The sequence below is a fragment of the Nocardioides sp. genome (assembly GCF_014360585.1).
Classification (GTDB): domain Bacteria; phylum Actinomycetota; class Actinomycetes; order Propionibacteriales; family Nocardioidaceae; genus Nocardioides.
The window spans coordinates 1-26,082 of record NZ_JACIXG010000071.1; the positions used below are offsets into that span (position 1 = coordinate 1).

A 26,082-nucleotide genomic window follows, 5' to 3' on the forward strand; every position below is an offset into this window, starting at 1 on the left:
GTACGCTTCCCGATGCTGACCCGACATGCAGGCTCGGCCTGGAGGTTCCGATACCACTGCGCCTCGGTGCCGAAGCCGCTCACCACCACGATCTCGTGCTCGCTCGGCCGCTCGACGACCTCGAGGCAGACATATCGCGGGACCCCTGATCGGCGTCCGATGTGCTCGAGCATCAACATCCGGGATCCGAGGAGCCACCCGGCCCGGTGGCGATAGAGCCAGATCGGCGCGCGTACGACCGCGCGGGTCTGCAACAACCGGGACACGACCGAGTCGATCATGGACGTCACCGAACCGACCTTACCCACGGACTTGGTCGATCCAGCCCGGTCGAGCAACGCCACGAACTACGCTCCAAACATGGCAACGCTCCAAGACGTGGCTCGGATCATCGGTGAGCTGCCCGAGGTCGCCGAGGGCGAGCGTTACGGACAACCGACCTGGTCCGTACGCGGCAAGGGCTTCGCCTGGCTCCGTCCGTTCAGCAAGGCCGACCTCAAACGCTTCGGCGACCAGACCCCGCCGGACCCGCTGATCCTCGCGGTCAACACCGCCGGCTTGCATGAAAAGGAAGGCGTCCTCGCCGCCGGCATCGACGGTGTCTTCACCATCGAGCACTTCAACAACTACCCCGCCGTGCTCATCGAGCTCAGCGTCATCGCCCCAGGAGATCTCCGCGACCTGCTGGTCGACGCCTGGCTCGCCGCCGCCCCAGCTGAGCTGGTCGAGGCGTACGACGGCTGAAGCACCGAGCCGAACGACGATCGACTGTACTCAAGTCTCTGTTTGCCGACCCAGCGGTTCTCGGCATCAGAGCCTAGTTGTCGCCGATCACTGCGGACGGGGCCACCCGACGCCCGCGTCATCGCGCGCCTACGGGTCCTCGCTAGTCCGGTGGTGCTCCCCGAGCCAGGTCACTCTTCGGCGAGCTGACGCGCGCGAAAGCCAAGCCTCCTGCACGACCTCGGCGAGTTCGTCATAGCTGATCTCCCCGAGCCGGCTGGCTCGGACCAGAACCGACAGGTGGCCGTCGAAATGCGGAGTGGTGAAGAACGGCGAGGACTCGTCCTGCACCATCGCCAGCTTGTCACCCTCACTTGGCACCCAGAAGACGACGACGTCGTCGTAACGCTGGCCTGTGTCCGGGTCGAACGCGTCAGGACGCGGGTTCCGGAAGAAGACGAACGACTTTCCACCCACCTGATAGATGGGCCTGTTCTGGGTCCCCGCGTAGACGCGGACGTGGGGCATGCCAAGGGCAAGTTCGTGCACGTCTTCGACCCGGGCCGGCCGGTCGCCTGTTCTCCTCACACAGTCAGGCTAGGTGTCACGGTCAACGCGTGGGCGACCTCCGCGTGCGTCACTTCGCCCACAATGACGCTGGCGAAAACGCTGGCACCAGTCGGCACGAGGATCGACGACGCGGAAGGACATTCGCGACGCTCCGTGGCCGCCCCTCGGACAAAGTCTTCGACGAGATCAAGGGGCGGCGGCGCTACCTAAACCTCCACACAGGCGCTTAGCGGGCATCAGTTCGAAAATCGGAGCTTCGAGACCGCGCCCCATCAGCTGATCGGCCCACGTGATCGGCCCGGCCTTTCGATGAGCATGATCGCCCATTCGTCAGCGCCGTACGCTCCGGTTGTGGGAGCCTCCTCCGGGTCAGGTAAAGGCGGCGTTCAGGCCGCCGCCATGTGAACAGGCAAGGGGTTGGTCGTGCATCTGCGGAAGGTCACAGTCGAGGGCTTCCGAGCGTCTGCGAACTCGCCAGTCTCGGTCGAGTTCCCGGGACGCTTCAGTGTTCTGGCCGGATCGAACGGGATCGGCAAGACCACCATCAACGACGCGATCTACTGGGCGCACCTCGAACGGTTCCCGCGATTGCAGCCACCAGATGCCTCCCTCCTCGGTCCGGCGCCTCGGACTATCGACGTCGAGTACGCCATGGAGGTCGATCCCGTCGATGAAGGCGCGCTTGGGACCGCTCGGCAGTCGATGGGACTCGGCGCCCCCTCCTGGCGGCGCAATATCGAGCGGTCGCTCGGTCAAGTACGGGCCGCCGGCATCGACTCCACCGTTGACGGCCACGATCAGCTCCGACTGGTGTACCTGCCCGCCGCGAGGAATCCGGTTGACCAGCTCTCCCGGCGCGAGACCCGGGTGCTGCTCGAGCTCATGCGCGCCGAGCAGCGCCGTAACCCGTCCGGTGGCTCGCTGGCCCAGGTGAAGGCCCAGGCCGAGCGGATGCTGAAGAGCCTGACGACCCAGCAGCTCCTCGTTGACGTGCAAGGGCGCATCGCCGAAAACCTGAAGGACCTGACCAGTGGCGTCCAGGAGCACTTCGCGTTCCTTGGCACCCAACGCGTCGATGACGCCTACCTGGCTCGCGTACTCGAGCTGCTGCTCGCGACGACAGCCACAACGGATGATGCGCGTCGGCTTGAGGGCGCGAGCCTCGGGTACGTCAACCTGCTCCACATAGCGGTCACCCTTGCTGGCATCCCTGACCCGGCGAAGCCGCCCGCCGGCCCGCCCCCGCCCGCCCCAGGCGTTCCCACCGCCGACCAGGCCGGCGCAGCGGCCGCGGAAACGGTCTCTGGGCAGCCGGCGGCCCACGCCGCGGAGCTGGGCGACGAGGAGACCGCGGCAGTTCGCCGAGCCCGCCTCGCCGAGGCGGACGAACGCGCGGACGAACAGCAGGACTCGTTCTGGCCGGACCTCTTCCATGCCACCGTCCTTATAGAGGAGCCCGAAGCGCACCTGCACCCACAGCTCCAGCACGGCCTGATTCGCTACCTGCGCGCGAGCGCCGACGAACGCCCCGATCTTCAGGTCATCGTGTCGACGCACGCTGGCGAGATGATCTCAGCGTGTAAGCCGAACGATCTGGTCATCGTGCGGCGCGACACCTCCGGACAGGTTGTCTCACGGGTCATCGCAAACATCCCATGGGAAGCGGCCACCGGCCGTAAGGTGCGCCGGATGGCACAGCTGCACCTGGACGCCAGCCGGTCAGGCGCCCTTTTCGCCGACCGGGTAGTGCTGGTCGAGGGCATCACCGAAGTTGCACTCCTACGGGCCTACGGGCGAGCCTGGGCATGCGAGGACAGGGCCAAGCGGGCGTTCATCGACGCTCTCGCCGTCGTGCCGATCGGGAACCGGATCGGTGAGTGGCCGGTGCGCCTGCTCGCCGAGCCGGGTCACGAACTGACGCGACAGGTGGCCGTGTTGTGCGACACCGACAAGCGGCCGGAAAATCCCGGCGACCCGCTCCCCGCGCCGCAGCCACCGCCATGGCACGACGCGTTCGCCTCGTCGGATCATGTTCAGTTCTTCTGGTCTGCACCGACGCTCGAGCCGACCCTGGTGCCAAGCAACGAGGAGCTCGTCAAGAAGGCACTCGAGGCCTGCGGTAAGGACCTCGGGTCGACACCGACGGCGACGAACGTGGATGACTTCTTCCGGAAGGAGAAGAACAAGCCGTTTAAGGGCGAGTTCGCCTTCGAGCTCGCTGCTCAAGTCGAGGACAACCTGGCCACAGCAACGGGTCCTCCGCAACTCGTGGAGTTGTTCGACTGGCTTTGGCACGATCATGCACCCGCACCCGACGGCACAGCGGAAGGCCAAGAAGTGGCAATGGAGGACGCGCCCATCGACGTCAACCACGTCGCCGACGACCTTATCGACCTGCTCTGATGGGTGTCCGGCTCACCGACCGGCAGGTCATCGCGGCCGCAACCGATGACCGTCTGGTCAACATCGTGTCCGCCCCCGGCTCTGGCAAGACAACAGTCGCTACAGCACGATTCGGTTACCTGCATCACGGCGCCCCGGACGGGCGGCGCGGCGTCCTCGCATTGAGCTTCAACCGCGCCGCTGTCGGCGAGCTCCGCAGCCGGATCGCTGCCCGCTGGGGACGCCAGGCACTCGCCTTCCCGAACCTCGTCACCACCTTCGACGACTTCCACGAACGAATGCTGAAGCACCTCCTCCGCCTAGGGCTCATCAAGTGGCCGGAGGGTCATCTCCACCTCGACGTGATCGATGACTACTCCAGCCTGAGCGGCTACCGGTCGATCAGCGCTGGCGGCTGGCTGCGCGTCGCCAGTTCCAAGCCGGACGGCACCGTGTTCAGCGATTGCATCCGGTCGCCGAAGGCGACCTTTGGGTTGACGCAGGCCGAGCCCCACCGTGCGGTCCTCGCCGCTGGCAAGGTCAGCCACGACGACGTGCGCGTTATCCTGCGCGTCGCTTTGCAACGCCCGGAGTTTCAGGTCGCGGTCGATGCATGGATGGCGGAGAACTTCCGCAGCGTCGTCGTCGACGAGATCTACGATGCAGACGAGCTGGACCTGCACGTCGTCTCGCAGGCAGCGTCGCTCGGCCTTGCGGTGACCGTCGTGGGCGACCCATGGCAGGCCCTTTACGGCTGGCGCGGCTCCACCCCAGAGAAGGTGCAGAGCAACCTGCTCGACCAGCACGACTTCCGCAACTTCGACCAGCCCGAGTCGTTTCGGTTCAAGACCGACCAGACGAGGGAGCTTGCTGGCCAATTACGCGGAGGCGAGAGCGTCAACGTGCCGTCGATCGCCAGCGACGAAGTCGATGTCGCCTTGGCCCGCCAATGGAAGCACCTGTGGCCGGCCGGCGAGAATATCTTGCCCCTGGCGTTTCGATCCGGGGCCAGCAGCGACACCGACGCGCTGCTGTGCCTGTTGCTCGATGTCGTGACGAGCGCGAGTCTCGGCTTGCAGGCGTTCAGCCGTCAGAACGCGCTGATCCGACTCGGGATCTCCGAAGACGACCTCGAGAACTTCCGGGATGCCGTCCTTCGGCCCGCTCTTGAGGAGCTGGTCGCCAACCTCCCTGCCGCAGACGTACTGGAGAATCTCCGTGCCCGCGTCGGGACCTTCGGTCGGCGCCGGCCACGGAGGGGCCAAGCCGACGGCCTTCGCGAGGAGGAACTTGACCTTCTTCGGACTCGACTACAGCGCGGCGACCTCATTGCCGGCCTCACCGTTCACCAAGCTAAGGGTCGTGAGTGGGACAGGGTCGGCGTCGTGCTGACACGGGCACAGGAACGAGAGCTCCATGTCGGTCTTCGAGAGCTCGAGCCTGAGCATTGCGTCCTCTACGTTGCACTGACCAGGGCGAAGTACGCCAGCGGATCACTGCACAGCCTTGGCGAGCTCGACCTCACCGAGGAAGCCTGAAACCAGCTTCAGGCAACGGCAACCGCCTGAGGCGCGCTAGCAGAACGAGCCGGGTCGGCGCATTGATCGGGGACACCAGCTAACTAGTGCAGCAATCCCGATTGAGTCGGAGACTCGGTCGGCGGCGGCTGCGGGGATCAGCGCCTTTTCTTCGCCTTCTTGCCGCGCAGCCGCTTGGTGGTTCGACGTGCTGACGGGGGCGGTGATGGTCGGGTGGCGTCACCAACCGGCTGCAATCCCATCTCGGCCGCTAGCGCGTCGACGGCCGGATCGTCGCCGGGCGGGTCGTTCATGTAGATCGTCGCTTGGATGTTCGCGAGTTCGTCTAGGAGGAGTCCAACGGCACGGTCGGACTTCAGTTGGTGCTTCTTGGCACGCATATAGGTCTCGAGCCGTTTCTGGGCGGCCTCCCGCACAGCGGCTGGCGCGGCAGCGATGAAGAGCGTCGGGTGGCCCCAGAGTCCCGCGAAGGACAGCATCGCGTCTCGGTACTGCCTAGATTGCCCCGCAACCTTGGCTCGATCTCTCATCAGTCTCAGGAGCTTCAGCTGAGTGTCCCCGGACAGTCCGAGCAGATCCGCACCGGTCCGAAGTGCTCCCCTTGCGCCAGACGAGACGAGATGAGTGATCAGATCGTGGATGCCGTCGGGAGCGTTGAAGTGCGGTTTCCCGGGTGGGTTGTTGTGTGCCTCGATCAGGTGTCGACCCATCCACGCGTTCAGGTCGCCGCACTGGTCACCGACCAGGGTGCCGACCGCACCCGCCTCGTGTCGGCGGCGCTCATGAGGCTTCACCGGCGGCACGGTTGGATGCAGAGTCCGGATCTCATCTGGATCTGGATCGATGTACAGCTCACCATCCAGGAACAGCATGTAGAGGTCGAGCTCATCTTCCGCTCGGTAGTGCTTGGTGACGTCTGAATCCGTTCGCCGCCGCAAGTAGAGCAGGAATTCCGAGGCGCTGTCGCTGACCTCTGCGATGGTGGCAAGGTCGTGAAGCGAGGTGATCCACGGCGGGCGCACCTCCGGAATCACGCCCACGCGCTGAAGGTCGCCAAGCGCCGTGCCCACGGGGCCGACATCGTCAAGCAGCACCACCACCGACCGGACCTCCTGAATGTGGTCCAACGACAGCCAAGTCCGATCTCCCAGCCAGATCCCTCCGTTTGTCTCGATCAGGGACTGCAGGCGCAGGGCCTGGTCGGAGGCGCCGCCGATCGTTGCACGCACATCGGCTGTGAACCGACGAACATCACCGCGTCGTGCCGCGGCAGCGATCGACTTGGCTTTCACCTCTACACAGATGGCCACATCGTCGATGACGAAGAGTCCGTCTCCCTCGACCTGCTTCGCGACCGCGTTGAGATTGGTGCAGTTTGCGTCAAGTGATGTGGCCGGAGAATCGTTCGCCGGGGCGAAGTACTTGAGACCCGCGTACGAAGGGGCGGTGCCCAAGATCGTCTCAAGGTGCTGGAGTGCCAGTCGCTCGCTGACGACCTGGCGGGCTTTCTGGTCATATCGTCGGACATCGGCCGAGTTCGTCGGCAGCGCGGCTTCGAATATCCGGCGGAGCGAGTCGAGGCCGACATCATTCGTGGTTGCAGCGTAGGTGCCTGCGCCGTCCGACATCAGAGGTGTCGTCAAGAACGGGTTGGCCCCTGTCAGCATGGCGTACACGCGGGCTGAAGGAGCCTCGCTCGGGTCGAAGAACTGCGAGTAGGAGTCCAGGACCCGCCTTACCTGGTCGACCGCGATCCCGGATTCGTCGGATACATCGCCTGCCGCGATCGAGGCTCGATCGGCAGGCAGGAACATCATCGGGATCATGATGTCCATGAAGGCTTGCAGGTCAGCCTTGGGTACATCCGCCGGCGGTGTCCCGTGGTGCCGCATGAGGATTTCTGCCGAGTCGTCGCGGTGCTTGGTCATTCTTGTCGCGCCGATCTCGGTGATTGCGTGCCGGATTTGCAGCACGTCGGCATAGCTGTAGCCCAGATGCGTTTGCATGAGACTCGCTGTCACAGGATGGTTGAACAGCTCCGCCTCATGACGATCGCGGATCGTGTCGTACTGAAGATTCCTGATGAGGAGGACGGATGCTTGGTATTCGGCGGCGATCTGAGCCATCGGATCGGGGTTGAGGTGCGACTCTGACATACGGAGGTACAGCGCGAGTCGCGCAAGCCGTTGCGCTCGGTCGTGGAGCTCGGAGATGGCTTCGTGCGGACGGGTTTCCTCGCGCGGAACGTCACCGGTCTTTCGCTGACCGCGAGCGAGCAGGAGGCAGGCGACGATCTCGACGGCGATGCCGGATCCGCCTGGCATGAAGATACGCGGATCCGGTACTGGCGAGAACTGGCGCATTCGCATCAGCTCGATCACGTCGAAGGCGTCGGCATCGCCGATGAGCCGCAGCATCGCTGAGACCTCGACCTCGACTTGCTCCCGGAACGCGCGCCGAAGTTCTGCGACCGATTTGCAGCCATAGAAGGTTGAGAGGTCATCGAGCGGGTCGCCGATCGAGGCTAGGTCAATGTCGCCGATCAGCCGCTGCAAAGGGGAACAGTCGGTCACGGGAAGTCCTGTCACGTTTGGGGCAACTCAGTGTGTCTGAGGCTAGTGCGACCCACCGACAAAATCGGTTGCCAAGTGGCGCAGCCTAGCTCGGGCCAGAGCCGACCGGACGGCGTCGTCGCGAGACTCGAGCCAACGACTCGTCCCTGAGCGCCCAAGCGCTGCGAAGATCGACCACGCGGCGCAGTCAGGGCGGTTCGTCAAGGCCGCAGCGGGAGGCTCATCAATCTTTCCTGCATCTCGACGAAGTGCGTCACCTCGCCGCGAGTGACTCATCACAACCGCCGGCCGCGGACTGCCGTCTGCGACGACCTTCATTGTCTGCCGGCCGGACCTGCGCCGGCGTCCGCCCGGTCCAGAAGTGTCGCCGCGGTCTTCACGACCAACTCGACACGAGCGCTGTCCACGCCGCATAGCCGTAGGCACGATGACGCGATCCATACGGCCTCATCCACGCCTATCCGGCGGCCCGCGTTTCGACACCCGATGACTTCCTCGACAGTGTGGACCAGCTTCTCTCCGAGCCGAGCCGGTCCGACGGAACCCAGTACGTCTGGTGACGTGATCGGCTCGGCCAAGCGTGCGTAGGTGACCGCGAGCTCGTCGCGGGCTGCGGTGAAGCCGTCGCATCCTTCGACCTGGGCAACGTCGGGAGCAAGGTGAAGCAGGCCGATGTTGTACGGAGCCGTCGCCAATGTACGGACGTCGGTCGACGCCACCAGATACAGGGCAACGCCGGGATCATCGGTGAGTGACTCGATCTGGGCCACGCTGTCCACGGTGGGCCGGACGGTCTGGCACAGGAGCTCGGAGAGGATCTCGCCCTTGCCTGCGAAGTGATAGTAGAGCGACGCCTGACGGATCCCGACTGCCTCGGCGATCTCTCGCGTCGAGGTCGCGGCGTAGCCCTTGCTGCTGAACAGCCGAGCCGCCGCATCGAGGATCTGCTCGCGCGGTGTGCCTGCTAGGCGTTCGGGCACGAGGCGAGGCCGTCCTGGCCCTCCACGTCGTCTACCACTAGCTGATGCTGGACTCACGATGCTCCGTGCTTTCAGGTGGGGACGGCTTCTGATTTGCTGACCCCCGGCACCGGAGACTCGTCAGCCCCAAAAGGATCCTCGTTCTGCCAGTGCCGGGCGTCGTGCTCAAGCCTGCTCAGCGTTCGGGACTCTCGGAACGTTCGGGTGCTGCCCTTCCGCTGCCCTTCCCCTGCCCTTCGGTGCTCAAACCTGATTCAATGCCGGAGGTGGAGACGTGGACGGGGGCAGAAGCGCGGTTGCTGCGTACGGTGGCGCTGCGCCTGAGCCTGCGTGACTTCGCCGACCGTCTGGGCATTCCTTCCCGCACCATCAGCAAGTGGGAGCAGGCTGGTGCAGCCCGCGTGCCGAGACCACACATGCAAGCCATGCTTGACACGGTTCTCGAGCGCGCTGATCCGGAGGCTCGTGCCCGGTTCGAAGCGGCACTTTCCGAGCGGCAGGTCGAGCTCGTGCCCTCTGCGACGATCCTTGGTGATCTCGGTTCGGGCCAGGCGTCGGGACCAGAGTTCGACGACTTGAGTCGCCGCGAGCTGCTGCGGCTGATGACGATGGCCGGAACCCTGATCGCCATTGCTGGGATCGAAGACGAGATCGACTGGGAGCGCATCGGGCATCTCGCTGACAGCACCGGTCGGATTGATCGCGAGACTGTCGATGAGTACGCCGCTCTCAACGGCCACCTCTGGCGAGTCTTCGCCTTGGCCAAGACGAAGCGCCACACCTATCCGATCGTGCGAGAACACCTCGGCGTCCTGGTATCTGCTCTGCAACGTACGCACAGCGATGAGGTTCATCGAGTGCTCTGTTCCCTGATCGCTGACCTCTTCCAGCTCGCCGGTGAGATCTTCTTCGACAGCAACCGCTACACCGACGCCGCGCACTGCTACACCTTGGCCGCGTCGGCAGGAAGAGAAGCCCGAGCGTACGACCTATGGGCCAGCGCACTGACCCGCCACGCGTTCATCGGGGTCTATGAACATCAGCACGCTGATGCCCGGCCGATGCTGGACCTGGCCGCCGGTATTGCTGGCAAGGGCAACCCGGGGCTGTCAACGCGCTTCTGGGTGAGCACCGTCCAGGCACAGGTGCATGCCGGACTCGGTGATCTCGCCGCATGCCAACGAGCACTCGACCATGCTGACCAGGTCCACCACCTGACCGGCCGGATTCATACCGACGGTTGGCTCCGATTCGACGGCTCACGGCTCCCCGAAGAACGGGGCGCATGCTACGTCGCACTGCAACGTACCGACCTCGCCGAACAGGCACTCGACACCGCCCTGCGGATTGACATCTCAGAACGCCGCCGTGGCGGCGTTCTGACCGACCTTGCGTCTCTGGGGCTTCAACAACGGGATATCGACCAGCTTGTCGCTCATGCCGACGCGGCGGTCGAGATCGCCAGAAACACGGGCTCGGGATGGGTGGAACGTAAGCTCACCGGCCTGAACAATCAGCTCACGCCGCTGATGGGTGAGCCGAGGGTGAATCAGCTGAGCCACAAGTTGGCGTCGTTCACGACGCCGTCATGACATCAACGAAGGAGAACACTTTGTCGGTCGACCAGGGACGGGTCTTTCGTGAGGCGTGGATCGCCGGAGTCCGGAAGCACTACCCGGGAGAGCCAAAGGCGGGCTATGTCGCCCCGTGGGATGAAACCCCGGACTGGGAGCGCGCGAGCGCGGCGGCGGTCTACGACCAAGTCCGTGCCTTCGTCGAGACATCGGGCGGTGCGACGAGCAAGCTCACCCGCGAGCAGAAGGGCCGGTTTGTAGCCCTCTGCTGGATCGCGCAGATCTTCAAGCACTTCCCTGACCCGAAGCCTTCCTACGTCGCCGACTGGGACGACATGCCCGGCTGGCAACAAGAGACTGACGCGGACATCTTCGAGACAATCGAAAAAGACGCGTAGCGGAGGCCGCGTCGTACCGCCGCCAGTGGGGCGCACCAACTGTGTCGAGGCTTGAGGCGGTGGTGGACGGAAGCGCGAGTGGCCGAGGCACGTCAGGCACACTGCAGGTGTGTCCGACGCTCTGCGCAATCTGCTCGCCGCGCCGCCCGATCTCCCGGTCACCGCCGGCTTGGCCGCTCTCGACCAGGCGCTTCGTGCCCACGGAGCCGCGGTGGTCCATGCACCACCGGGCACCGGCAAGACGACCTTGGTCCCGCCCGCGGTCGCCGAGGTTGTCGCCGGCCGGGTCGTCGTCACGCAGCCCAGCCGCATCGCAGCCCGTGCTGCTGCCCGTCGGCTGGCGCACCTGCTGGGCGAACCGGTTGGGGAGACGGTCGGATACTCCGTGCGCGGAGACCGGCGCACCAGTCGGCGTACCCGTGTCGAGATCGTCACGACCGGCCTGCTGCTCCGGCGGATCCAGCACGATCCCGAGCTGGTCGGCGTCGGGGCTGTCGTGCTCGACGAAGTGCACGAGCGCCACCTCGACGCCGACCTGACCTTGGCGCTGCTCGTCGACATCCGGGCCCACCTGCGTGAGGACCTGTCCCTGGTGGCGATGTCGGCCACCATCGAGGCCGAACGGACCGCCGCCCTGCTCGGTGGGATCGACACCGCTCCGGTGATCCGCGTCCCGGGTGCTCTGCACCCGGTCCAAGCGGTCTGGTGCCCGCTGTCTGCGGGGGTGCGCCGCACCGACGACCGGGGCATCACCCCGGCCTTCCACGACCACGTCGCAGCGACCGTACGTCGTGCGCTCGCCGAGCACGACGGTGACGTCCTGGTCTTCGTGCCGGGTGTCGCGGAGGTCGACGCGACCGTACGCCGCCTTGCCGACGTGGACGCGGCCGTGCACGCCCTGCACGGACGTCTGTCCGGCGCCGAGCAGGATCGTGCGCTCAGCGAAGGCCCGCGCCGACGAGTGATCGTCTCGACCGCGGTCGCCGAGTCCTCGCTGACGGTACCTGGGGTACGCGTCGTGGTGGATGCCGGATTCTCGCGCGAACCGCGCACCGACCACCGTCGCGGACTGGCTTCTCTGGTCACCGTCGCGGTGAGCCGGGCAGCGGCCGAGCAGCGGGCGGGTCGGGCCGGACGGCTGGGGCCGGGCGCCGTACTGCGTTGTTGGTCCGAGGCGGAGCACGCGCATCTGGCCGCTCACCCGGAGCCCGAGATCGCGACCGCCGACCTGACGGCCTTCGCCCTGGAGGTGGCGTGCTGGGGCAGTGACGACGTGCACGACCTGGCGCTGCTCGACCAGCCACCGGAGCATGCGATGTCGGCAGCCAAGGAGGTGCTGGTGGATCTGGGGGCGATGACCGAGGACGGGAGAGCCACCCCGCGGGGCCGGGTGATCGCCGGCGTACCGGCCGATCCCAGGCTGGCGCGTGCCCTCATCGACGGGGCTGGTCTCGTCGGGGCCAGGCGCGCCTCAGAGGTGGTCGCGATGTTGAGCGAGGACGTGCGCGCCCCCGGCGGGGACCTGGTCGCCGCGCTCCGGTCGCTGCGCGCCGGGCAGGGGGCAGGCTCGTGGCGCGGGCAGGTCGCCCGGTTGGAGAAGGTCGTCGAGAAGCAGGGCACCGCCGGCCGAGCACTCACCGATGACGTGGCGGTGGGGCTGGTGGTGGCCTTGGCGCATCCGGACCGGATCGCGCGCAAGCGTTCGAGCTCCGCGAGCTACCTGATGGCGTCCGGGACGGGCGCGGCGCTCGATCCGCGTGCTTCGGGGCCCTTGGGCGGACTGGAGTGGCTCGCGGTCGGAGACGCGGAGCGGCGGCCCGGGCAACGTGAAGCCCGGATCCGAGCGGCGGCCCCGCTCACCGAGGACCTCGCGCTGGAGGCGGCCGGGTCCCTGTGGACCGAGGTGGACGAGGTCACCTGGACCGGAGGCCGGGTGCTGGCTCGCCGACGTACGCTGCTGGGCGCGATCGAGCTCCGCTCCGTCCCGCTCAGCGATCCACCGGCCCACGCCGTGACCGACGCGATCCGAGAGGCGGTGGCGAGGGAGGGAATCGCTCTCCTCTCCTGGTCGGAGGCGGCCACGGCGCTGCGAGCCCGCCTCGACTTCCTGCACCGTGCGCTCGGTGACCCGTGGCCCGATGTGAGCGACGTGGCACTGACGCAGGACCTCGAGTCGTGGCTCGGGCCCCAGCTGGCGCGGGTTCGCTCGGCCCAGGATCTTCGTCGCGTCGACGTGGCTGCCGCGCTGCGGGCGATGGTGCCGTGGCCGCAGGCAGGCAGGCTCGACGATATGGCTCCCGAGCGGGTGCAGGTCCCCAGCGGGTCGAGCGTGCGGATCGACTACTCCGCCGAACAACCGGTGCTCGCTGTGCGAATCCAAGAGGTCTTCGGCTGGACCGCAGCACCGGTCCTCGCGGACGGCCGGGTCCCGCTCCTGCTGCATCTGCTCTCCCCCGCGCGACGCCCAACAGCCGTCACGGCAGACCTGGAGTCCTTCTGGGACAACGGCTACCCCGGCGTACGTTCTGATCTGCGCGGGCGCTATCCCAAGCACGCCTGGCCGGAGGATCCCCGCAGGGCACCAGCCACCACGCGTACGAACAATCCCCGCCGCCGAGGATGAGCGGCGGATCGACTCGCCTGGAGGATAGCGTCTGGGTGTGGCCAGTCCTCGCCGATCCAGTGCTCGTCGCCGCGGCGGGCGTCCGCGCCGGAGCGGGACGCGACAACCGAAGCGGCCGTTGCCGGCCGTCGGTCCGGACGAGCGGCTGTGGGTGCTCGACATCCCTTACGGCACCCAGGTCGAGGGCGCCACGTGGCACCCGGGAGTCAAGACCCACCTGTACGTCGGGCACGCTGTGCCGGCGTACCTCGCGCCCTACGCTCCGGGTCCGTACACGCTCGGTCGGTTCATCGAGAGCACCCTCAATCCCGACCTTCCGACTCAGACCCTCGAGGCGACCGACGCGCTCGAGCCGCGGCGGATCCAGTACGAGGCTGCTGACGCGATCGCGGCGCGCGCTGCGGCGGGCGGGCGACAGTTCCTGCTGGCCGATGAGCCCGGCGTGGGCAAGACGATCTCCGCGGTCCTCGGGGCGACAGCGGTGGGCGATCTCCGCGGTGCGCGACGGGTGCTGGTCGTCGCCGACCGTCCCGCCGCGATCACGATCGGCCACTGGTGCCGCACGATCGCGGCGCTGGGCGACGGCGGTCTCGAATGGGTCGTGATCACCTGGGACCGCCTGGAGAAGGTCAAGGATCACGCGTGGGACGTGATCATCGCGGACGAGGCCCACGCGCTGCGACGTACGACGACGAAGCGGTGGAAGCTCTGGGCGCGGATCTCGGGCCACGGGCGGCCGCACGACAAGGCACCCTTCGTCATCGCGACGACCGCGACGCCCGGACACACGCCGCTCGACCTGCCATATCTCGCCCCGGCCTATGCGCAGGTCCTCGGCGAGCCGATGCAGGAGTGGACCTCGGCGACCCAGCCCGGCGCCACGTTCGCCACCGCGCTCGAGCGCAACGGCGTCGGGGTCGAGCGCGGACGCTACGGCGCAACATGGACCGCCGACCCGGCGCGGCGCGCCGCGGACCTCAAGCTGGTACGCGGCTGGCTCGAGGACGAGCGGCCGCCCGCGATGCTGCACCGCGCGGCACCGTGGGGACCGGTGCCGATCTCCGGCATGCCGGTGGCACTCACGCCGTCGGAGCGGGCGGCGTACGAGGCCGAATGGGGAGAGTTCTGCCGCGAGATGGACATCGCCCGGCGCGGCCGCAATGTCGCGAAAGGGCGGGCAGCGCTGCTGCGCTTCCGGCAGAAGGCCGGCCTGATCCGCGTCGACTCCACGGTCGCCTGGATCGTCCAGCAGGTCGAGGCCGAGCGACAGGTGGCGTGCTCGGTCGAGTTCGTCGCGACCGCCGCCGACCCGATCGCCGACCGGCTGCGTGACTCCGGCCTCGAGGTCGCCACGATCTACGGCCGCGACCGGTTCGACGCAGAGGCCGAGCGGCTCCGGTTCCAGACCGGGCAGGCGAAGGTCTGCGTCTTCACCACGGTCGCCTCGATCAGCCTGCACGCCGGCGAAACCCTCGCCGACGGTCGCCGGGCCAGCAGCGAGCCGCGGGTCGGCGTCTTCCACCAGGCCCGCTTCTCGGGTATCGCAGGACGGCAGGTGACCGGCCGCACCCACCGCGACCACCAACTCTCGCCGTGGCACATCGCGTACGCCGAGGGCACCGTCGAGGAGCAGGTCGGCAGGGTGATGGTCGAGCGGATCGCCGCGGCCTCTGCCACAGTGGGAAGCGACACCACCGGCCTCACTGCCCTCGCCCAGCTCCTCGGCGCCGACTGGCTTCCCTCCGACGCCCTTACCGAGGACGGGGCCTGACGTCTCGGCTCATGCAAGGCACACCGGCACCGTGGAGAAACCCATGCAGAGGTGCGCGGCACTCCGCCGCAAATGTGAGACGCCTACCGCTGCTGGGTCATGCGCATCCAACGATCGGGCGGCGCCTTGTGAGCCCGCATCGCCGCCTCCTCCAAGACCTCCCAGCGATCCAAGATATGCCGTTCAAACTCACGCGGAAGGCGCACACGGTGGTCTTGGACGTAGTGCGCGAGCCCCTGCGGCCACAGGTACGACCCGTCGGTCAGTTCGGCGTTTCCGTTGGCTGAAAGATCGCAGATCCGACAGGGCGAGAACCCCATCATGTGCAGCACGGGCAGACCACCTCGAAGGTAGGCGACCACGAGGTCCCGCTCGTCGTCATCCCAGGTCTCATCAAGGTGCCCCCGCGGATCTGGCAACGTGGGTTCGTACTCGCTGCGCCAATACCCGACACGGATGAGGCTCGTCATATCAACATCCTGCCGCGACAGTCGCGACGTGTTGCTACATCGTGACCACTCGGTCCCGCCGAGCGCGGCTTCGGAACTGCGTCACACCGCCGCGAACTGGACGCACTTGACTGGCGTGGTGGAGACACTTCCCTTGTGACAGCCTGTGCTCAGGGTCTCGCCTCACGCGGCTTGGAGCGTGCCTCAATGAGGATCGCGAGGTCATCCGACGATGCGATGCTGATGCGCTCATCCACAAGGCTGAGCAAGCGCACCGGGCGACCGGCGGTGGCCGCGGCCTGCACTTTGTGGTGACCGTCCAGCAAGAAGTGGGTGAGGACCCAGTGCTCGTAGTAGTCGTCGCCTACGTCCATCGCCGGCTGAATGACGTCGAGGAGCGAGTACGCGACGGCGGTCGGCGGAGTAGTAGTTCCAGCCCACTCGGCGTACGCCGCAACGCGTCGTCGGTCGTTCCAATCGGGCGGAACCATAGGCACCATGAACTCGTAGAGGTGCTGATCTCGTCCAATCGGCGCCTCGAAGGTTCGGTAGTAGGGCCCGCCGGGGTTCTCGGGTGAGCCGAGCACAGGATCCACACCCCAGGTAGCGACTTGCTCATGACTGAAATAGTCGCCCGCGCTCCCGGGTGTCACGAGCTGAGGAGTCACATCGACCAGGAGCGCCGTGTACAGGGACTGGGGCAGAACACCCCCGTACGTCTCCAAAACGTCGTCCTCGATCGCGCCCAAGCCGGCATTGAGTCGCTCGTTCGAAGCCTCGAGGTCTGCGGCTTCCGGTGCGCTCAACCGCTGAAAGAGGGCTGGGCAGGTCCCGCACCACAGGCCCAGTTCGAACACCGGCACGCCTCGAAGGTTCAGGCGCCTCGGCGGGAACGCCGTGCCAGGCGGCGGCTTAGGTGTTGGCACGGCCACAAGCGCGCGCTCCTCACTGACACCCAGGGGAACGCTGCGCCGCACCTCGATAACCACCGTCAGACCGTACGCGATTCGCAGGTGTTCCAGATCCGCACAGTTGCGACATCACGTCTACGCGGACGCTAACGTTCGGGCATGGCCTACGGTCTCCATCTCTTCCGCGGCGACGATTGGTCTGATCCGGAGCCGTTCTCGATCGAGGAGTGGGACAAGTTCGTCGCCGCAACAAGCGACGTGCGTGGGACTGGACTCGTGGAAACAACCTCGCCGACAGACGAGGCAATCCGAATGGATGATCCAGGTCTGGCCGAGTGGACAGGCCATAGTCGCCGCCCGATCATCCTGCTGTTCCGCAACAACAGGATGACGGTCACGACCCCTGATGACGAGACGATCGCGTGGCTCATCTCGATCGCGAGGCCACTCCGAGCACGCGTCCAGGGCGACGAAGGCGAGTTCTATTCCAACGAGGGTGATACCGATTCCGAGTCGCAGCGCGCCGGTTGGTTACACCGTCTCCGCCGCCGTACATAGGCGCCTTGGGCGGTGCTGGCTTCCCCCGCGAGATGCCGGGAGCCCACCGGCCAGGAGCCGAGCCGAAATCTGGTGGCAGTACCGACAGGTTTGCGGTCAACTCGGTGCCATGAACGTCGAGGTACGCACCATCACCGCTGATGACTGGTCCCTCTTTCGCCACGTCAGCCTGCGGGCGCTGGCCGACTCACCCGACGCCGTCAGGACGACTCTCGCCGAGGCCCAGGCTCACACGGATGACTTCTGGCGGAAGCGGGCCGAGGGGTCAGCACCGATCCTGGTGGTGCTGGAAGACCACAGAGGAGTAGCGATGGGTGCCGCGTTCACTCCCCCGGACAGCGCCGTCGCCTACATCTGGGGCATGTGGACGGCGCCCGAGGCACGCGGCCGTGGGTACGGCTCCGGACTCCTCACCGATCTCGTGAACTGGTGCCGCGACCGCGATCTCGGCGTACGTCTGCACGTGACCGAGGGCAACCAAGTCGCGCGCCGGCTCTATCTCGTCCACGGCTTCAAGCCGACCGGTGTGTGGGAGCCGCTGCGACAAGGATCCGCACTGCGGGTCGAGGAGCTACAGCTGGCCACGTGACTTACGGTGACGCTTAGGACGACGCGTCTCCAGCAAGCACACACCCGGATCTGCCGCATACCGCGCAGGCGGAACCTGCGTCACACCAGCCGCGAGGGGACCTGCGCGCCCGTCAGCGGCGACCGAACAGCCTGCGCCCTTGCTTTGGCGGAACTAGGCGAAAGCCAGCGAGCGGGACGTCGAAGGGGTCGACAGAATCATCATCGGACATGCCCGTGTAGCCCTCGAAGACGAACCCGAAGAGATTGTCCAGGCCGGCTTCCGCGAGTTCGAGCGGATGAAACGGAAACGGGTAGTCCTCGTCATCGTCCTCGACGGCGGAAAACTCGCCGGCCCAGAAGGGTTGTTCGAACGTTAGGGGCTCTCCGACATTCTCGATGATCTCCTCATCCCCACCGCTGATGCTCAGCGCCCGACGAAGTTGGCCATCAGGACTCCAGACGCCTAGAGCGAACCAGTCCACGACGCTGTGCATCGCGTGCAAGTACAGCGTGCGTCCCTGCGCTTCGGCGAGGAATCGCGTATCCAGTTGCGAGGGACGATCCAACGCGACGGCGGCCGTGCACACGATGGTCGCGCCCGGCCAAACAGCCGCGTACACCATGTCGTCCTCTGGGTTTGCGTCCTCGGCCAGTATCCCGTCCTCCTCGGGCACAACGGAGTGATTCGGGAACAGTCGCCGGACCAACTCTTCGGTGGCAGCGCGGTCGATCTCTGGCTGCTTGGCGAGCGACTTCGACACGTCACCGTCGGCGTAGCAGATGAACCAGTCCTTCGCTCCCATGAGCGCGACCCTACCCAACTGCCGGGGCCTAAGGCCGGTGACCACGACGGCCCTGCAGAGCCCCGGCTCCTCTCGATCGGCGGACGCGTTGCCTAGACGTGGCAAGACGGCTGAGCGCTAGGAGTAGCGGTGGCTCTTTGCCTCGTGGCCTTGCTCGCGTGTGCAGGTGCGTCCGCTCATCGAACGGTGGCCACACAGCGCCTCGGTGGGCGTAGGCGGAGCAGCCGTCTTGGCGGCCTGTGCCTTCGCAGGTCGGACCGCCGACCTGGTCGGCGTCGAGTCGGCGGTCGACGCCTCTTGCCTTTCGCGATACCGGGCCTCGCGCATCGCCCGCATTGCGGCGTCCTTGCTCATTGTGTAATCACCTGACGCACTCTAGGCGTGCCCACCGACAGTTTCGTGGCGCGGCTCGCGCGGCCGGGGCCGATCAGTCAGGTGCGGCTGCCGCACCCGTACTGATCCTCGCCACCTCTTCGATCTCAACCGGCTGATCGCCACGGACCCGGTGGATCTTCACGACGACCTCGGTGGGTGAGGTCTCGAACTCGAGGAAGTGCTTGAAGAACGGCGGCTCGTCGAGCGAGTAGATCTCGGAGACGAACCTCTGGATCGGCCCGAACGGCGGGTTCAGGCCGGGGAAGGCAATCTGGGCTCGACGTCGGATTCGCCAGCCGACGCCCTCGACCATTGCGGGTTGGGCACCCATCCGGTCGTGCTCGGCCTCGATGATGGACGCCGCGGCCGCCTCGCTGATGAAGTCGTAGTGCGTCGGGACTCCCTGGCGGTAGCGGGGGCTCACCCACGCGTTGGGGTCCGCGATCAGCGAGTGGGCGCCGAGGAACACCAAGTGGGCGAGGAGGGCGGCGGTGCCGACCGCGACGGCGGTGACGAGGGCCGCGGCGACCGTCACGGCCGGCCACCACGTCCTGAGCTCGTTCGCGAGGCGGCCGGGCCACTCGAAGCCCGTCACGGCGAGCAGGCCCGGCACCGCCGCACCCAGCACAAGCACCCCAAGAGCCAGGACGGCGACGATCACCAGCGGCATGTGCAGGAGCTCGTGCTCCCGGCGCACCCAGTCGAGGACCAGCAGGCCGATCGCGATCACCACGAGAAGTGCCGGCAGAGCGAAAGCGGCCCGCATCCACCCTGAGTCGGCCGCGTCGGCGGCCCACCACCAGAGCGCCAGCGTCACGGGCCGCCGCGAGGAACACGAAGGGCTGAACCAGCCAACGCCGCCAGCGGAGCCACGCCCGTGCCCGGCGTCGGGGGTGGTTGCGCAGGTGGCGGGTGAGAAGGTCCGGAGCCAGCGGCGTCGCGAGCAGCAGCACCACGATCACGGCCAACGGCACGAGTCCGAGCAGGCCGCTGAAGAACAGCAGGGTCAGGCCCTCGCCGCTCAGCACGCGCAGCATCTCCCCCGACACGACGGCCGCCTGCGCGAGCACCGCCCACACGACCGAGCGCTTGAGCCAGCGCTCGGCACGGTCGCCGCTCAGGTCGTCGACGATCCGCTTCCGCCAGCCGACGACCGCCACGACGACGTAGATGCCGACCGCGACGAACAGCCACCAGGACCCCGTACGTCCGTCACCCGAGCCTCTCTCGTCCAAGCCCAAAGGCAGAAGAGCCAGGGCCACGAGAGCCGCCAGCACGCACCCGAACGCGATGTGATGCCATCCGGGGACCCGCTCGACGGGGCCCCACCATCTCGACCAGCGGATGCACCAGGCGTTGAGGCAGATCCACAAGGTGCTCGACCCGAACAGCACCAGCAGCGCCCCGGCCGCATCAGGCAGGTAGTGGTGCAGGAACAGCGTCGCCAGCACCCCTGCGACCAGAGCTTCGAGACGCAGCAGCAGGCGGCGTCCGAACTGACTGCGCCCGGGACGTTGCGGCAACAGGTGCAGCAGCACCAGCACCACCATCGCGGCGATGGCCACTCCCCCGGGCCCGACTCTCACCGGCTCGCCCCAAGGCTGAACCTGAAGGCTCCACCCGGTGTCGGCGAGCCACCAGCCCAGGACCACTCCCCCGCCGAACATCACAGCGCTCAGCAGCAGCCGCCAGATGCCGGGGACGAGCTGCTGGGCGAAGTACGACAGCGACTCGGCCGACCGCGGGAAGACCCTGCTCGGCCGAAATTGTGAGTGGTTTCGCGCGTCCGATCTGGCCGTCTGGATGGGATGGGTGGCGTGGGTGTACGCGCCACCACCGCCACTGACGATGTGCCACAGGCGGTCCGGCGAGCTGTCCGGGCTCTGCGGGTCGTACAGCTGGAAGTTGTGCGTGTCACCGCCCACCGTCGCGACGTAGCGGCGCTCCGGGTCGGTCACGACGTCGTAGACGGTCTTGCTGGGTCGTCCGGCCACCTCACCCTGGTGGAGCTCACCGTTGTCGAGCATCGGCTTGCCGGTCATGAGGATCTTCGGCTTCTCACCGTCCAGCGAGCTCAGCCAGTCGTACTGAGGGCCGTCGATGGTCCCGTCGATGCCGGTGTCGATGCACACCAGCTCCACGTGCTCGGTCTCGATGACGAAGTACGGCGCCGGCTGCAGCGGGGCTTCCGGTGCGGGCCCGCCGTCCTCGGCCGACTCCCCGCGTCGCGCCGGCGCGGACCTGCCTTCCGGTTCGCTGGGGGTGCGCCACATGGCGCGGCCGAAGCGGTCCCGGATCAGCTGCCGTAGCCCCAGCTTCTCGTCGAACGACGGCGCCAGGAGATCGCTGGGCCAGGCCGGCGGCTCGTCCGCCGGGTAGAGGAACTGGTGGGCGAAGCCGTGGAGACCGTCGTACCAGTCGTGGTTGCCCGGCACCGCGTAGACCGGGACGCTCTCGGGAAGCGCGAACTCGTCCCGTACGTCCTGGGGCGCCTCGAGGCCCTGCACCCGGTTCGACCGGTACGGCTTGTAGAAGCCGTCCACGTAGTCGTTGACGTTGCCGGACGGGTAGATCACGTCGCTCAGGATGAGCACGAAGCCAGCCTGTTCCTGGTCCGGCCGCTCCCCCGCGGCTCGCGCCAGGGCGGGCGCGACCACGTACTGCGACGGGTCCTGCTCGCCGGTGTCACCGATGACCAGGAACCTCGAGACCCCAGGGACGGGGATCGTCAGATCGTCCGTCCTCGTCCAGTGCGCACGCAGGTTCTCGACGAGCCCGTGCGTGCCTCGCCCCAAGATGTCGTTGGCCGACTCGATGAGGGTGCGCGCGGTGGTCCAGGAGAGGCTGTTCCACTTCGTCGGGTCGTGCTGCAGGTAGGCCTTCGTGAGACTCCAGTCCTCGCTCCCGGTGTCGGAGTCATCACCCTGAGCCATGGACATCCCCTCTGCAGGACAGATTTGTTCGGCTTGGACCCACGCGGACCGCATGCAACAGGCCTAGACAGATCCCCACGCGGCGCTACGGTAGCGCGAGCCATCTACTCAAGATGCGGTACCGGGCACCGCGGCTCTATTCCTTCATGCGCTTGGTCTCGTACGCCCACATCGCGACCTCGACGCGGTTGCGGGCGCCGAGCTTGTTCATCAGCGCGGCGACATGGCTCTTCACCGTGCTCAGGGTGATGTTCAGCTCCTCGGCGATCTCCGCGTTGGTGCGCCCGCGGGCGACGGTGAGCAGGACCTCCTCCTCCCGCTCGGTGAGCGGCTCGATCGGCTGGGTCGGCGGGCTGGCTCGTTCGAGGCCGGCCAGTGTGGTGAGGAGGCGGCGGGTGATGTTGGGCGAGATGAGCGCGTCGCCGTTCGCGGCCGCGTGGATCGCCTGGACCAGCAGCTCGGGACCGGCGTCCTTGAGCAGGAAGCCCCGGGCGCCGGCCTTCAGGGCCCCGTGGACGTACTCGTCGAGGTCGAAGGTCGTGATGACCACGATGGCGAGCGGGTCCTCGACGCCGGGGCCGGCGAGCCGGCGGGTGGCCTCGACACCGTCGATGCCGGGCATCCGGATGTCGAAGAGGCAGACGTCGGGACGCAGCTCGCGGGCCACGGCCACCGCCTCGTGACCGTCCGTCGCCTCGCCGACGACCTCGATCCCGGGCTGCGCGTTGAGGATCATCGTCAGGCCGGTGCGGACCAGGAGCTGGTCGTCGGCGACCACCACCCGGATGGTCCCTTGGCTGGTCACCGCAACACCTCCCGCGGCAGGGTCGCCTCGACGGTCCAGCCGCCGGCCGGGTCCGGCCCGGCCTGGCACACGCCGCCGAGGAGCTTGGCCCGCTCGGCCATCCCGAGCAGGCCGTAGCCCACGCCTCCCGAGAGGCGGGCGGCTTCGCCGTCGTCGTGCACCCGCAGCTCCACGACGCCTGCCTCGCCCCGGACCTCGACGCTGACCCGCGTGGGATAGAGGGCGTGCCGGATCGCGTTGGTGACCGACTCCTGACAGATCCGGTACACCGACACCTCGACCGGCTGCGGCAGGCCGGCGAGATCGCCCACGCGCCGCACCTCCACCAGCGGGCTCATCCGCGTCAGCTCGTCCAGATCGCCGATGCCCCGCTGGGGTGCGTAGTCGGCCGCGTCGGCCTCGCGGAGGACTCGGACCATCGTGCGCATCTCGGACAACGTACGCGACGCCTCGGCCTCGATCACCGCCAACGCCTCGACCGCCAGCGCCGGGTCGGTGGCCGCCACCGCTCGCCCCGCCTGGGCCTGGATCGCGATGGCCGAGACGTGGTGGGCAACGGTGTCGTGCAGCTCGCGGGCGAGCTCACCGCGCTCGAGCGTACGGACCTGCTGGACCTCGCGCTGGCGCGCAACCGCGCGATAGCGCATCGCGGCACCGAGCGCGAACGAGGCGATCACCACGGTGGCGCCGCCGATCAGGTCCCCGAAGTTCTCGGTCGCGGCGAGTCCCAAGCTCACCGGTACGGCGACGATCGCCGTCCCGACCAGCGCCTCTCGTCCCGATGCCCAGCGGTACAAGGCGTAGGGCAGCAGCAGGACGCAGGCCATGGTGTAGAGCCCCGCATCAGCGACGTCGGCGACGATCAACGGGATGTGCAGCACCATCGCGCCGCCGAAGCCGACCGCGGTCGCCAGGAGTGGATGAGTACGCCGCCAGAGCAGGACCGGGATCACCAGGAGCGCGACCACGGTGGCCAAGGGTCGCCACGGTACGTCGGGACGGAAGATCGCCTCGCCCGCGGCCGTGACCAGCAGGGCGCCGACCAGGACCCAGTCCCACCACACCCTCGCCGGCGGGTCCGGTGCACGCGGCTCGGCGAGAACTGAGCGGACGAAGGCGGTCACCATCACTCGACCCTAGCGATCCGACAGCCTCGTCGTACGGGGCACAAGCACGAGCCTCTCCTCGTACTTTCGGCCGAGGAGCCGACTGCTCCTTGGCCCGATGTGGATCGTTCCTCGCCGGGCCACGGTAGGGACATGTCCAATCTCCTCTACCGGCTCGGCCGGTCCGCCGCGACTCGACCATGGACCGCCATCGGCGCCTGGTTCGTTCTCGCGATCGTCGTCATCGCCTCCTCCGCCGCCTTCGGGCGCGATCTCGAGGAGAGCTTCGAGGCACCCGGCCTCGACTCCTACCAAGCCGCGGAGCTGCTCGCCGAGGCTCACGCCGACGAGGGCGGCGTCACCGCCCACGTCGTCCTCGAGGCGCCGGACGCCAGGACGCAGGTCGCGCCCGTGGAGGCGGCCCTCGCCGAGCTCCCGCGCGTGCTGGCCACGACGAGCAGCGTCTCGCCGGACGGCGACATCGCGCTCGTCCGGGTGCAGTATCCGGCGATCGAGCACCTCGATGCCGCCGATCTGGACAACCTCAAGGAGGCCGTCGCAGACCTGCGTGAGGAGTCGTCGCTGACGCTCGAGACCGGCGGCGATCTGTTCTTCGCGTTCGAGGAGGCACCCACCGGGCTCGGCGAGGTGGCGGGGCTCGTCGTCGCGATGATCGTCCTGCTGATCGCCTTCGGCTCGTTCGTCGCGATGGGGCTGCCGATCGGAATGGCGCTGTTCGGCCTCGTCATCGGCATCACCTCGATGAAGCTGGTGACGTACCTGATCGACATCCCGGCGTGGGCGCCGCAGCTCGCGGCCATGGTCGGGCTCGGCGTCGGCATCGACTACGCGCTCTTCCTCGTCACCCGGCACCGCGAGAACCTGGCTGCGGGGATGCCGGTCCCCGAGGCGGTCGGCCGAGCCCTGGCCACGGCAGGACAGGCCGTGATCTTCGCCGGCGGCACGGTCGTCGTGGCGATCCTCGGGTTGCTCGTCGCGGGGATCCCGTTCGTGACCGGTGGCGGGGTCGCCATCTCCGCGATGGTGCTCGTGATGGTGCTCGCCTCGATCACCTTGCTGCCGGCGCTTCTCGGACTGGCGGGGCAGCGGATCAACGGACGCCGGCGTACGCAGCACCGGCCGAGCACCGGCTGGTACCGGTGGGGTGCTCACGTGACCCGCAACGCGACGGCGTACCTCGTCGGCGGCGCGGTCTTCATGATCGCCCTGGCCGCACCCGTCCTCGCGCTCAACCTGGGCTTCCCGGACGACGGCACCAAGCCCGAGTCGAGGACCGAACGACGGGCCTACGACCTCATCGCCGACGGCTTCGGCCCCGGCGCCAACGGGCCGCTGGTGATCGCGGTCGACATCTCCCAGGACAGGTCCGCCGTGGCACCGCTCGCCGAGGCGATCGCAGCCGACCCGGGCATCACCTCGGTCAGCGACCCGGCCATCGACTCCAGTGCAGGCGTCGCGACCCTGGTCGCGCAGCCGACCACGTCGCCCCAGGACGTCGCCACCCAGGAGACCGTCACGAGGCTCCGGAGCGAGGTCTTCCCGGCGGTGCTCGACGGCACCGCCTCGACCGCCCACGTCGGCGGCCAGACCGCCACCTTCGCCGACCTCGGTGACCGGGTGCAGGAGCGGATGCCGCGCTTCGTCGCGGCGGTCCTGGTGCTGTCGTTCCTCCTGCTCACGCTGCTGTTCCGGTCGGTGCTGGTGCCGCTGAAGGCGGTCGTGCTGAACCTGCTGAGCGTCGGCGCGGCGTACGGCGTGCTCGTCATGGTCTTCCAGTGGGGCTGGGCGGCCGGCCTGATCGGCGTGGAGTCGACGGTGCCGATCGTGTCGTTCATCCCGCTGTTCATGTTCGCGATCCTGTTCGGGCTCTCCATGGACTACGAGGTGTTCCTGCTGTCGCGGATACGCGAGGAGCACCGCCGCCACGGCGACAACACCCGCGCGGTCATCGCGGGGATCGCCGGCACCGGACGCACCATCACCGCAGCCGCGCTGATCATGGTGGCCGTCTTCTCGGGCTTCATCCTCGGCAGCGACCCGGTGGTGAAGATGATGGGAGTGGGACTGGCCACGGCCATCTTCCTCGACGCGACCGTCGTACGCCTGGTGCTCGTCCCCGCCACCATGAAGCTCCTCGGCGACGCGAACTGGTGGCTGCCGAGGTGGCTGGACCGGCTGCTGCCGGAGCTGGACGCTCAGTCGGTGGCGGAGCCGGTCCAGGTAGAGGCCCTCACGCGCTCCGCTGGGCGGCCGGACGGATGACGATCTCGTTGACGTCGACGCCGGCCGGCTGGGCGATCGCATAGCTGACCGCGCCGGCGATGGCATCCGCAGGGATGCTGGCGGCCCGGTACGCCTCCATCGCGGCCGACGCAGCCGGATCGGTGATGTGCTCGGCGAGCTCGGTCTCCACCACTCC

20 protein-coding genes and 1 pseudogene are annotated in these 26,082 nt (G+C 67.6%); 10 read left to right on the forward strand and 11 right to left on the reverse strand.

Annotated elements, in window-relative coordinates:
- The coding region (locus H5T77_RS19645; RefSeq protein WP_292652137.1) for a nitroreductase family deazaflavin-dependent oxidoreductase at window positions 1–281 on the reverse strand (281 nt) is incomplete at its 3' end.
- 79 nt (window positions 282–360) lie between these two features.
- Here H5T77_RS19645 and H5T77_RS19650 point away from each other — a divergent pair.
- The gene (locus tag H5T77_RS19650; RefSeq protein WP_292652107.1) at window positions 361–744 is read left to right on the forward strand and encodes an MmcQ/YjbR family DNA-binding protein; all 384 of its coding nucleotides are present in this window, start codon (window positions 361–363) and stop codon (window positions 742–744) included.
- Between the two features lie 129 nt (window positions 745–873).
- Here the strand turns inward: H5T77_RS19650 and H5T77_RS19655 are convergent, their stop codons facing one another.
- Window positions 874–1,311 (reverse strand): MmcQ/YjbR family DNA-binding protein, encoded by a 438-nt coding sequence (locus H5T77_RS19655; protein ID WP_292652109.1) that lies wholly within the window; start codon window positions 1,309–1,311, stop codon window positions 874–876.
- Window positions 1,312–1,716: 405 nt separating this feature from the next.
- On the opposite strand from H5T77_RS19655, the gene H5T77_RS19660 reads away from it, so the two are divergent.
- Both H5T77_RS19660 and H5T77_RS19665 read left to right on the forward strand, forming a co-directional pair.
- Entirely contained in the window at window positions 1,717–3,696 is a 1,980-nt protein-coding gene (locus H5T77_RS19660) for an ATP-dependent nuclease (protein WP_292652111.1), read from the forward strand.
- Window positions 3,696–5,213, forward strand: coding sequence for a UvrD-helicase domain-containing protein (locus H5T77_RS19665; RefSeq protein ID WP_292652113.1), 1,518 nt, complete (start codon window positions 3,696–3,698; stop codon window positions 5,211–5,213). Before H5T77_RS19660 ends, H5T77_RS19665 begins: the two co-directional genes overlap by 1 nt.
- 137 nt (window positions 5,214–5,350) lie before the next feature.
- Here H5T77_RS19665 and H5T77_RS19670 read toward each other — a convergent pair whose 3' ends face one another.
- Window positions 5,351–7,768, reverse strand: a complete 2,418-nt coding sequence (locus tag H5T77_RS19670; protein WP_292652115.1) for a hypothetical protein — start codon at window positions 7,766–7,768, stop codon at window positions 5,351–5,353.
- A gap of 332 nt (window positions 7,769–8,100) precedes the next feature.
- Entirely contained in the window at window positions 8,101–8,766 is a 666-nt protein-coding gene (locus H5T77_RS19675) for a TetR/AcrR family transcriptional regulator (RefSeq protein WP_292652117.1), read from the reverse strand.
- A gap of 257 nt (window positions 8,767–9,023) precedes the next feature.
- Between H5T77_RS19675 and H5T77_RS19680 the strand changes: the two genes are divergently transcribed.
- The 4 genes from H5T77_RS19680 (at window position 9,024) to H5T77_RS19695 (ending at window position 15,132) form a co-directional block, all read left to right on the forward strand.
- Complete coding sequence (locus tag H5T77_RS19680) at window positions 9,024–10,358, forward strand: helix-turn-helix domain-containing protein (protein ID WP_292652119.1); 1,335 nt, start codon at window positions 9,024–9,026, stop codon at window positions 10,356–10,358.
- Window positions 10,359–10,378: 20 nt separating this feature from the next.
- A complete protein-coding gene (locus H5T77_RS19685; RefSeq protein ID WP_292652121.1) occupies window positions 10,379–10,738 on the forward strand; it encodes a hypothetical protein in 360 nt (119 codons plus the stop codon).
- A 109-nt stretch (window positions 10,739–10,847) separates the two neighbouring features.
- Window positions 10,848–13,361, forward strand: coding sequence for an ATP-dependent helicase HrpB (hrpB, locus tag H5T77_RS19690; protein ID WP_292652122.1), 2,514 nt, complete (start codon window positions 10,848–10,850; stop codon window positions 13,359–13,361).
- Between the two features lie 151 nt (window positions 13,362–13,512).
- Window positions 13,513–15,132 carry a DEAD/DEAH box helicase gene (locus H5T77_RS19695; RefSeq protein ID WP_292652124.1) on the forward strand — a complete coding sequence of 540 codons (1,620 nt, stop codon included), beginning with the start codon at window positions 13,513–13,515 and terminating at the stop codon, window positions 15,130–15,132.
- 83 nt (window positions 15,133–15,215) lie between these two features.
- Here H5T77_RS19695 and H5T77_RS19700 read toward each other — a convergent pair whose 3' ends face one another.
- Window positions 15,216–15,602: a hypothetical protein gene (locus H5T77_RS19700; protein ID WP_292652125.1), complete on the reverse strand. Its 387-nt coding sequence runs from the start codon at window positions 15,600–15,602 to the stop codon at window positions 15,216–15,218.
- Window positions 15,603–15,751: 149 nt separating this feature from the next.
- Window positions 15,752–16,570 carry a hypothetical protein gene (locus tag H5T77_RS19705; RefSeq protein WP_292652126.1) on the reverse strand — a complete coding sequence of 273 codons (819 nt, stop codon included), beginning with the start codon at window positions 16,568–16,570 and terminating at the stop codon, window positions 15,752–15,754.
- 81 nt (window positions 16,571–16,651) lie between these two features.
- Between H5T77_RS19705 and H5T77_RS19710 the strand changes: the two genes are divergently transcribed.
- Both H5T77_RS19710 and H5T77_RS19715 read left to right on the forward strand, forming a co-directional pair.
- Window positions 16,652–17,050 (forward strand): hypothetical protein, encoded by a 399-nt coding sequence (locus tag H5T77_RS19710; RefSeq protein WP_292652128.1) that lies wholly within the window; start codon window positions 16,652–16,654, stop codon window positions 17,048–17,050.
- A 109-nt stretch (window positions 17,051–17,159) separates the two neighbouring features.
- Window positions 17,160–17,639, forward strand: coding sequence for a GNAT family N-acetyltransferase (locus tag H5T77_RS19715; protein WP_292652130.1), 480 nt, complete (start codon window positions 17,160–17,162; stop codon window positions 17,637–17,639).
- A gap of 112 nt (window positions 17,640–17,751) precedes the next feature.
- Here H5T77_RS19715 and H5T77_RS19720 read toward each other — a convergent pair whose 3' ends face one another.
- The 4 genes from H5T77_RS19720 to H5T77_RS19735 all read right to left on the reverse strand — a co-directional run bounded on the left by H5T77_RS19720 (window position 17,752) and on the right by H5T77_RS19735 (window position 23,663).
- Window positions 17,752–18,423 carry a DUF6928 family protein gene (locus tag H5T77_RS19720; protein WP_292652131.1) on the reverse strand — a complete coding sequence of 224 codons (672 nt, stop codon included), beginning with the start codon at window positions 18,421–18,423 and terminating at the stop codon, window positions 17,752–17,754.
- Window positions 18,424–18,902: 479 nt separating this feature from the next.
- A complete protein-coding gene (locus tag H5T77_RS19725) occupies window positions 18,903–21,731 on the reverse strand; it encodes a metallophosphoesterase (RefSeq protein WP_292652133.1) in 2,829 nt (942 codons plus the stop codon).
- Window positions 21,732–21,867: 136 nt separating this feature from the next.
- Window positions 21,868–22,536 carry a response regulator gene (locus tag H5T77_RS19730; protein WP_292652134.1) on the reverse strand — a complete coding sequence of 223 codons (669 nt, stop codon included), beginning with the start codon at window positions 22,534–22,536 and terminating at the stop codon, window positions 21,868–21,870.
- Window positions 22,533–23,663, reverse strand: a complete 1,131-nt coding sequence (locus H5T77_RS19735; protein WP_292652135.1) for a sensor histidine kinase — start codon at window positions 23,661–23,663, stop codon at window positions 22,533–22,535. Before H5T77_RS19735 ends, H5T77_RS19730 begins: the two co-directional genes overlap by 4 nt.
- Before the next feature lie 132 nt (window positions 23,664–23,795).
- On the opposite strand from H5T77_RS19735, the gene H5T77_RS19740 reads away from it, so the two are divergent.
- Window positions 23,796–25,925 carry an MMPL family transporter gene (locus H5T77_RS19740; RefSeq protein ID WP_292652136.1) on the forward strand — a complete coding sequence of 710 codons (2,130 nt, stop codon included), beginning with the start codon at window positions 23,796–23,798 and terminating at the stop codon, window positions 25,923–25,925.
- Here H5T77_RS19740 and H5T77_RS19745 read toward each other — a convergent pair.
- A pseudogene (locus H5T77_RS19745) lies at window positions 25,894–26,082 on the reverse strand (oxidoreductase); the annotation flags it as partial. The gene H5T77_RS19740 and the pseudogene H5T77_RS19745 sit on opposite strands and share 32 nt — an antisense overlap.

Excerpts from the sequence above, each read along its gene's own strand:
- H5T77_RS19665 (WP_292652113.1), top strand. The coding sequence starts at position 3,696 with ATGGGTGTCCGGCTCACCGACCGGCAGGTCATCGCGGCCGCAACCGAT.
- H5T77_RS19720 (WP_292652131.1), bottom strand. The coding sequence starts at position 18,423 with ATGGGAGCGAAGGACTGGTTCATCTGCTACGCCGACGGTGACGTGTCG.
- H5T77_RS19740 (WP_292652136.1), top strand. The coding sequence starts at position 23,796 with ATGTCCAATCTCCTCTACCGGCTCGGCCGGTCCGCCGCGACTCGACCA.
- H5T77_RS19715 (WP_292652130.1), top strand. The coding sequence starts at position 17,160 with ATGAACGTCGAGGTACGCACCATCACCGCTGATGACTGGTCCCTCTTT.
- H5T77_RS19725 (WP_292652133.1), bottom strand. The coding sequence starts at position 21,731 with ATGGCTCAGGGTGATGACTCCGACACCGGGAGCGAGGACTGGAGTCTC.
- H5T77_RS19650 (WP_292652107.1), top strand. The coding sequence starts at position 361 with ATGGCAACGCTCCAAGACGTGGCTCGGATCATCGGTGAGCTGCCCGAG.
- H5T77_RS19700 (WP_292652125.1), bottom strand. The coding sequence starts at position 15,602 with ATGACGAGCCTCATCCGTGTCGGGTATTGGCGCAGCGAGTACGAACCC.
- H5T77_RS19710 (WP_292652128.1), top strand. The coding sequence starts at position 16,652 with ATGGCCTACGGTCTCCATCTCTTCCGCGGCGACGATTGGTCTGATCCG.
- H5T77_RS19735 (WP_292652135.1), bottom strand. The coding sequence starts at position 23,663 with ATGGTGACCGCCTTCGTCCGCTCAGTTCTCGCCGAGCCGCGTGCACCG.
- H5T77_RS19680 (WP_292652119.1), top strand. The coding sequence starts at position 9,024 with ATGCCGGAGGTGGAGACGTGGACGGGGGCAGAAGCGCGGTTGCTGCGT.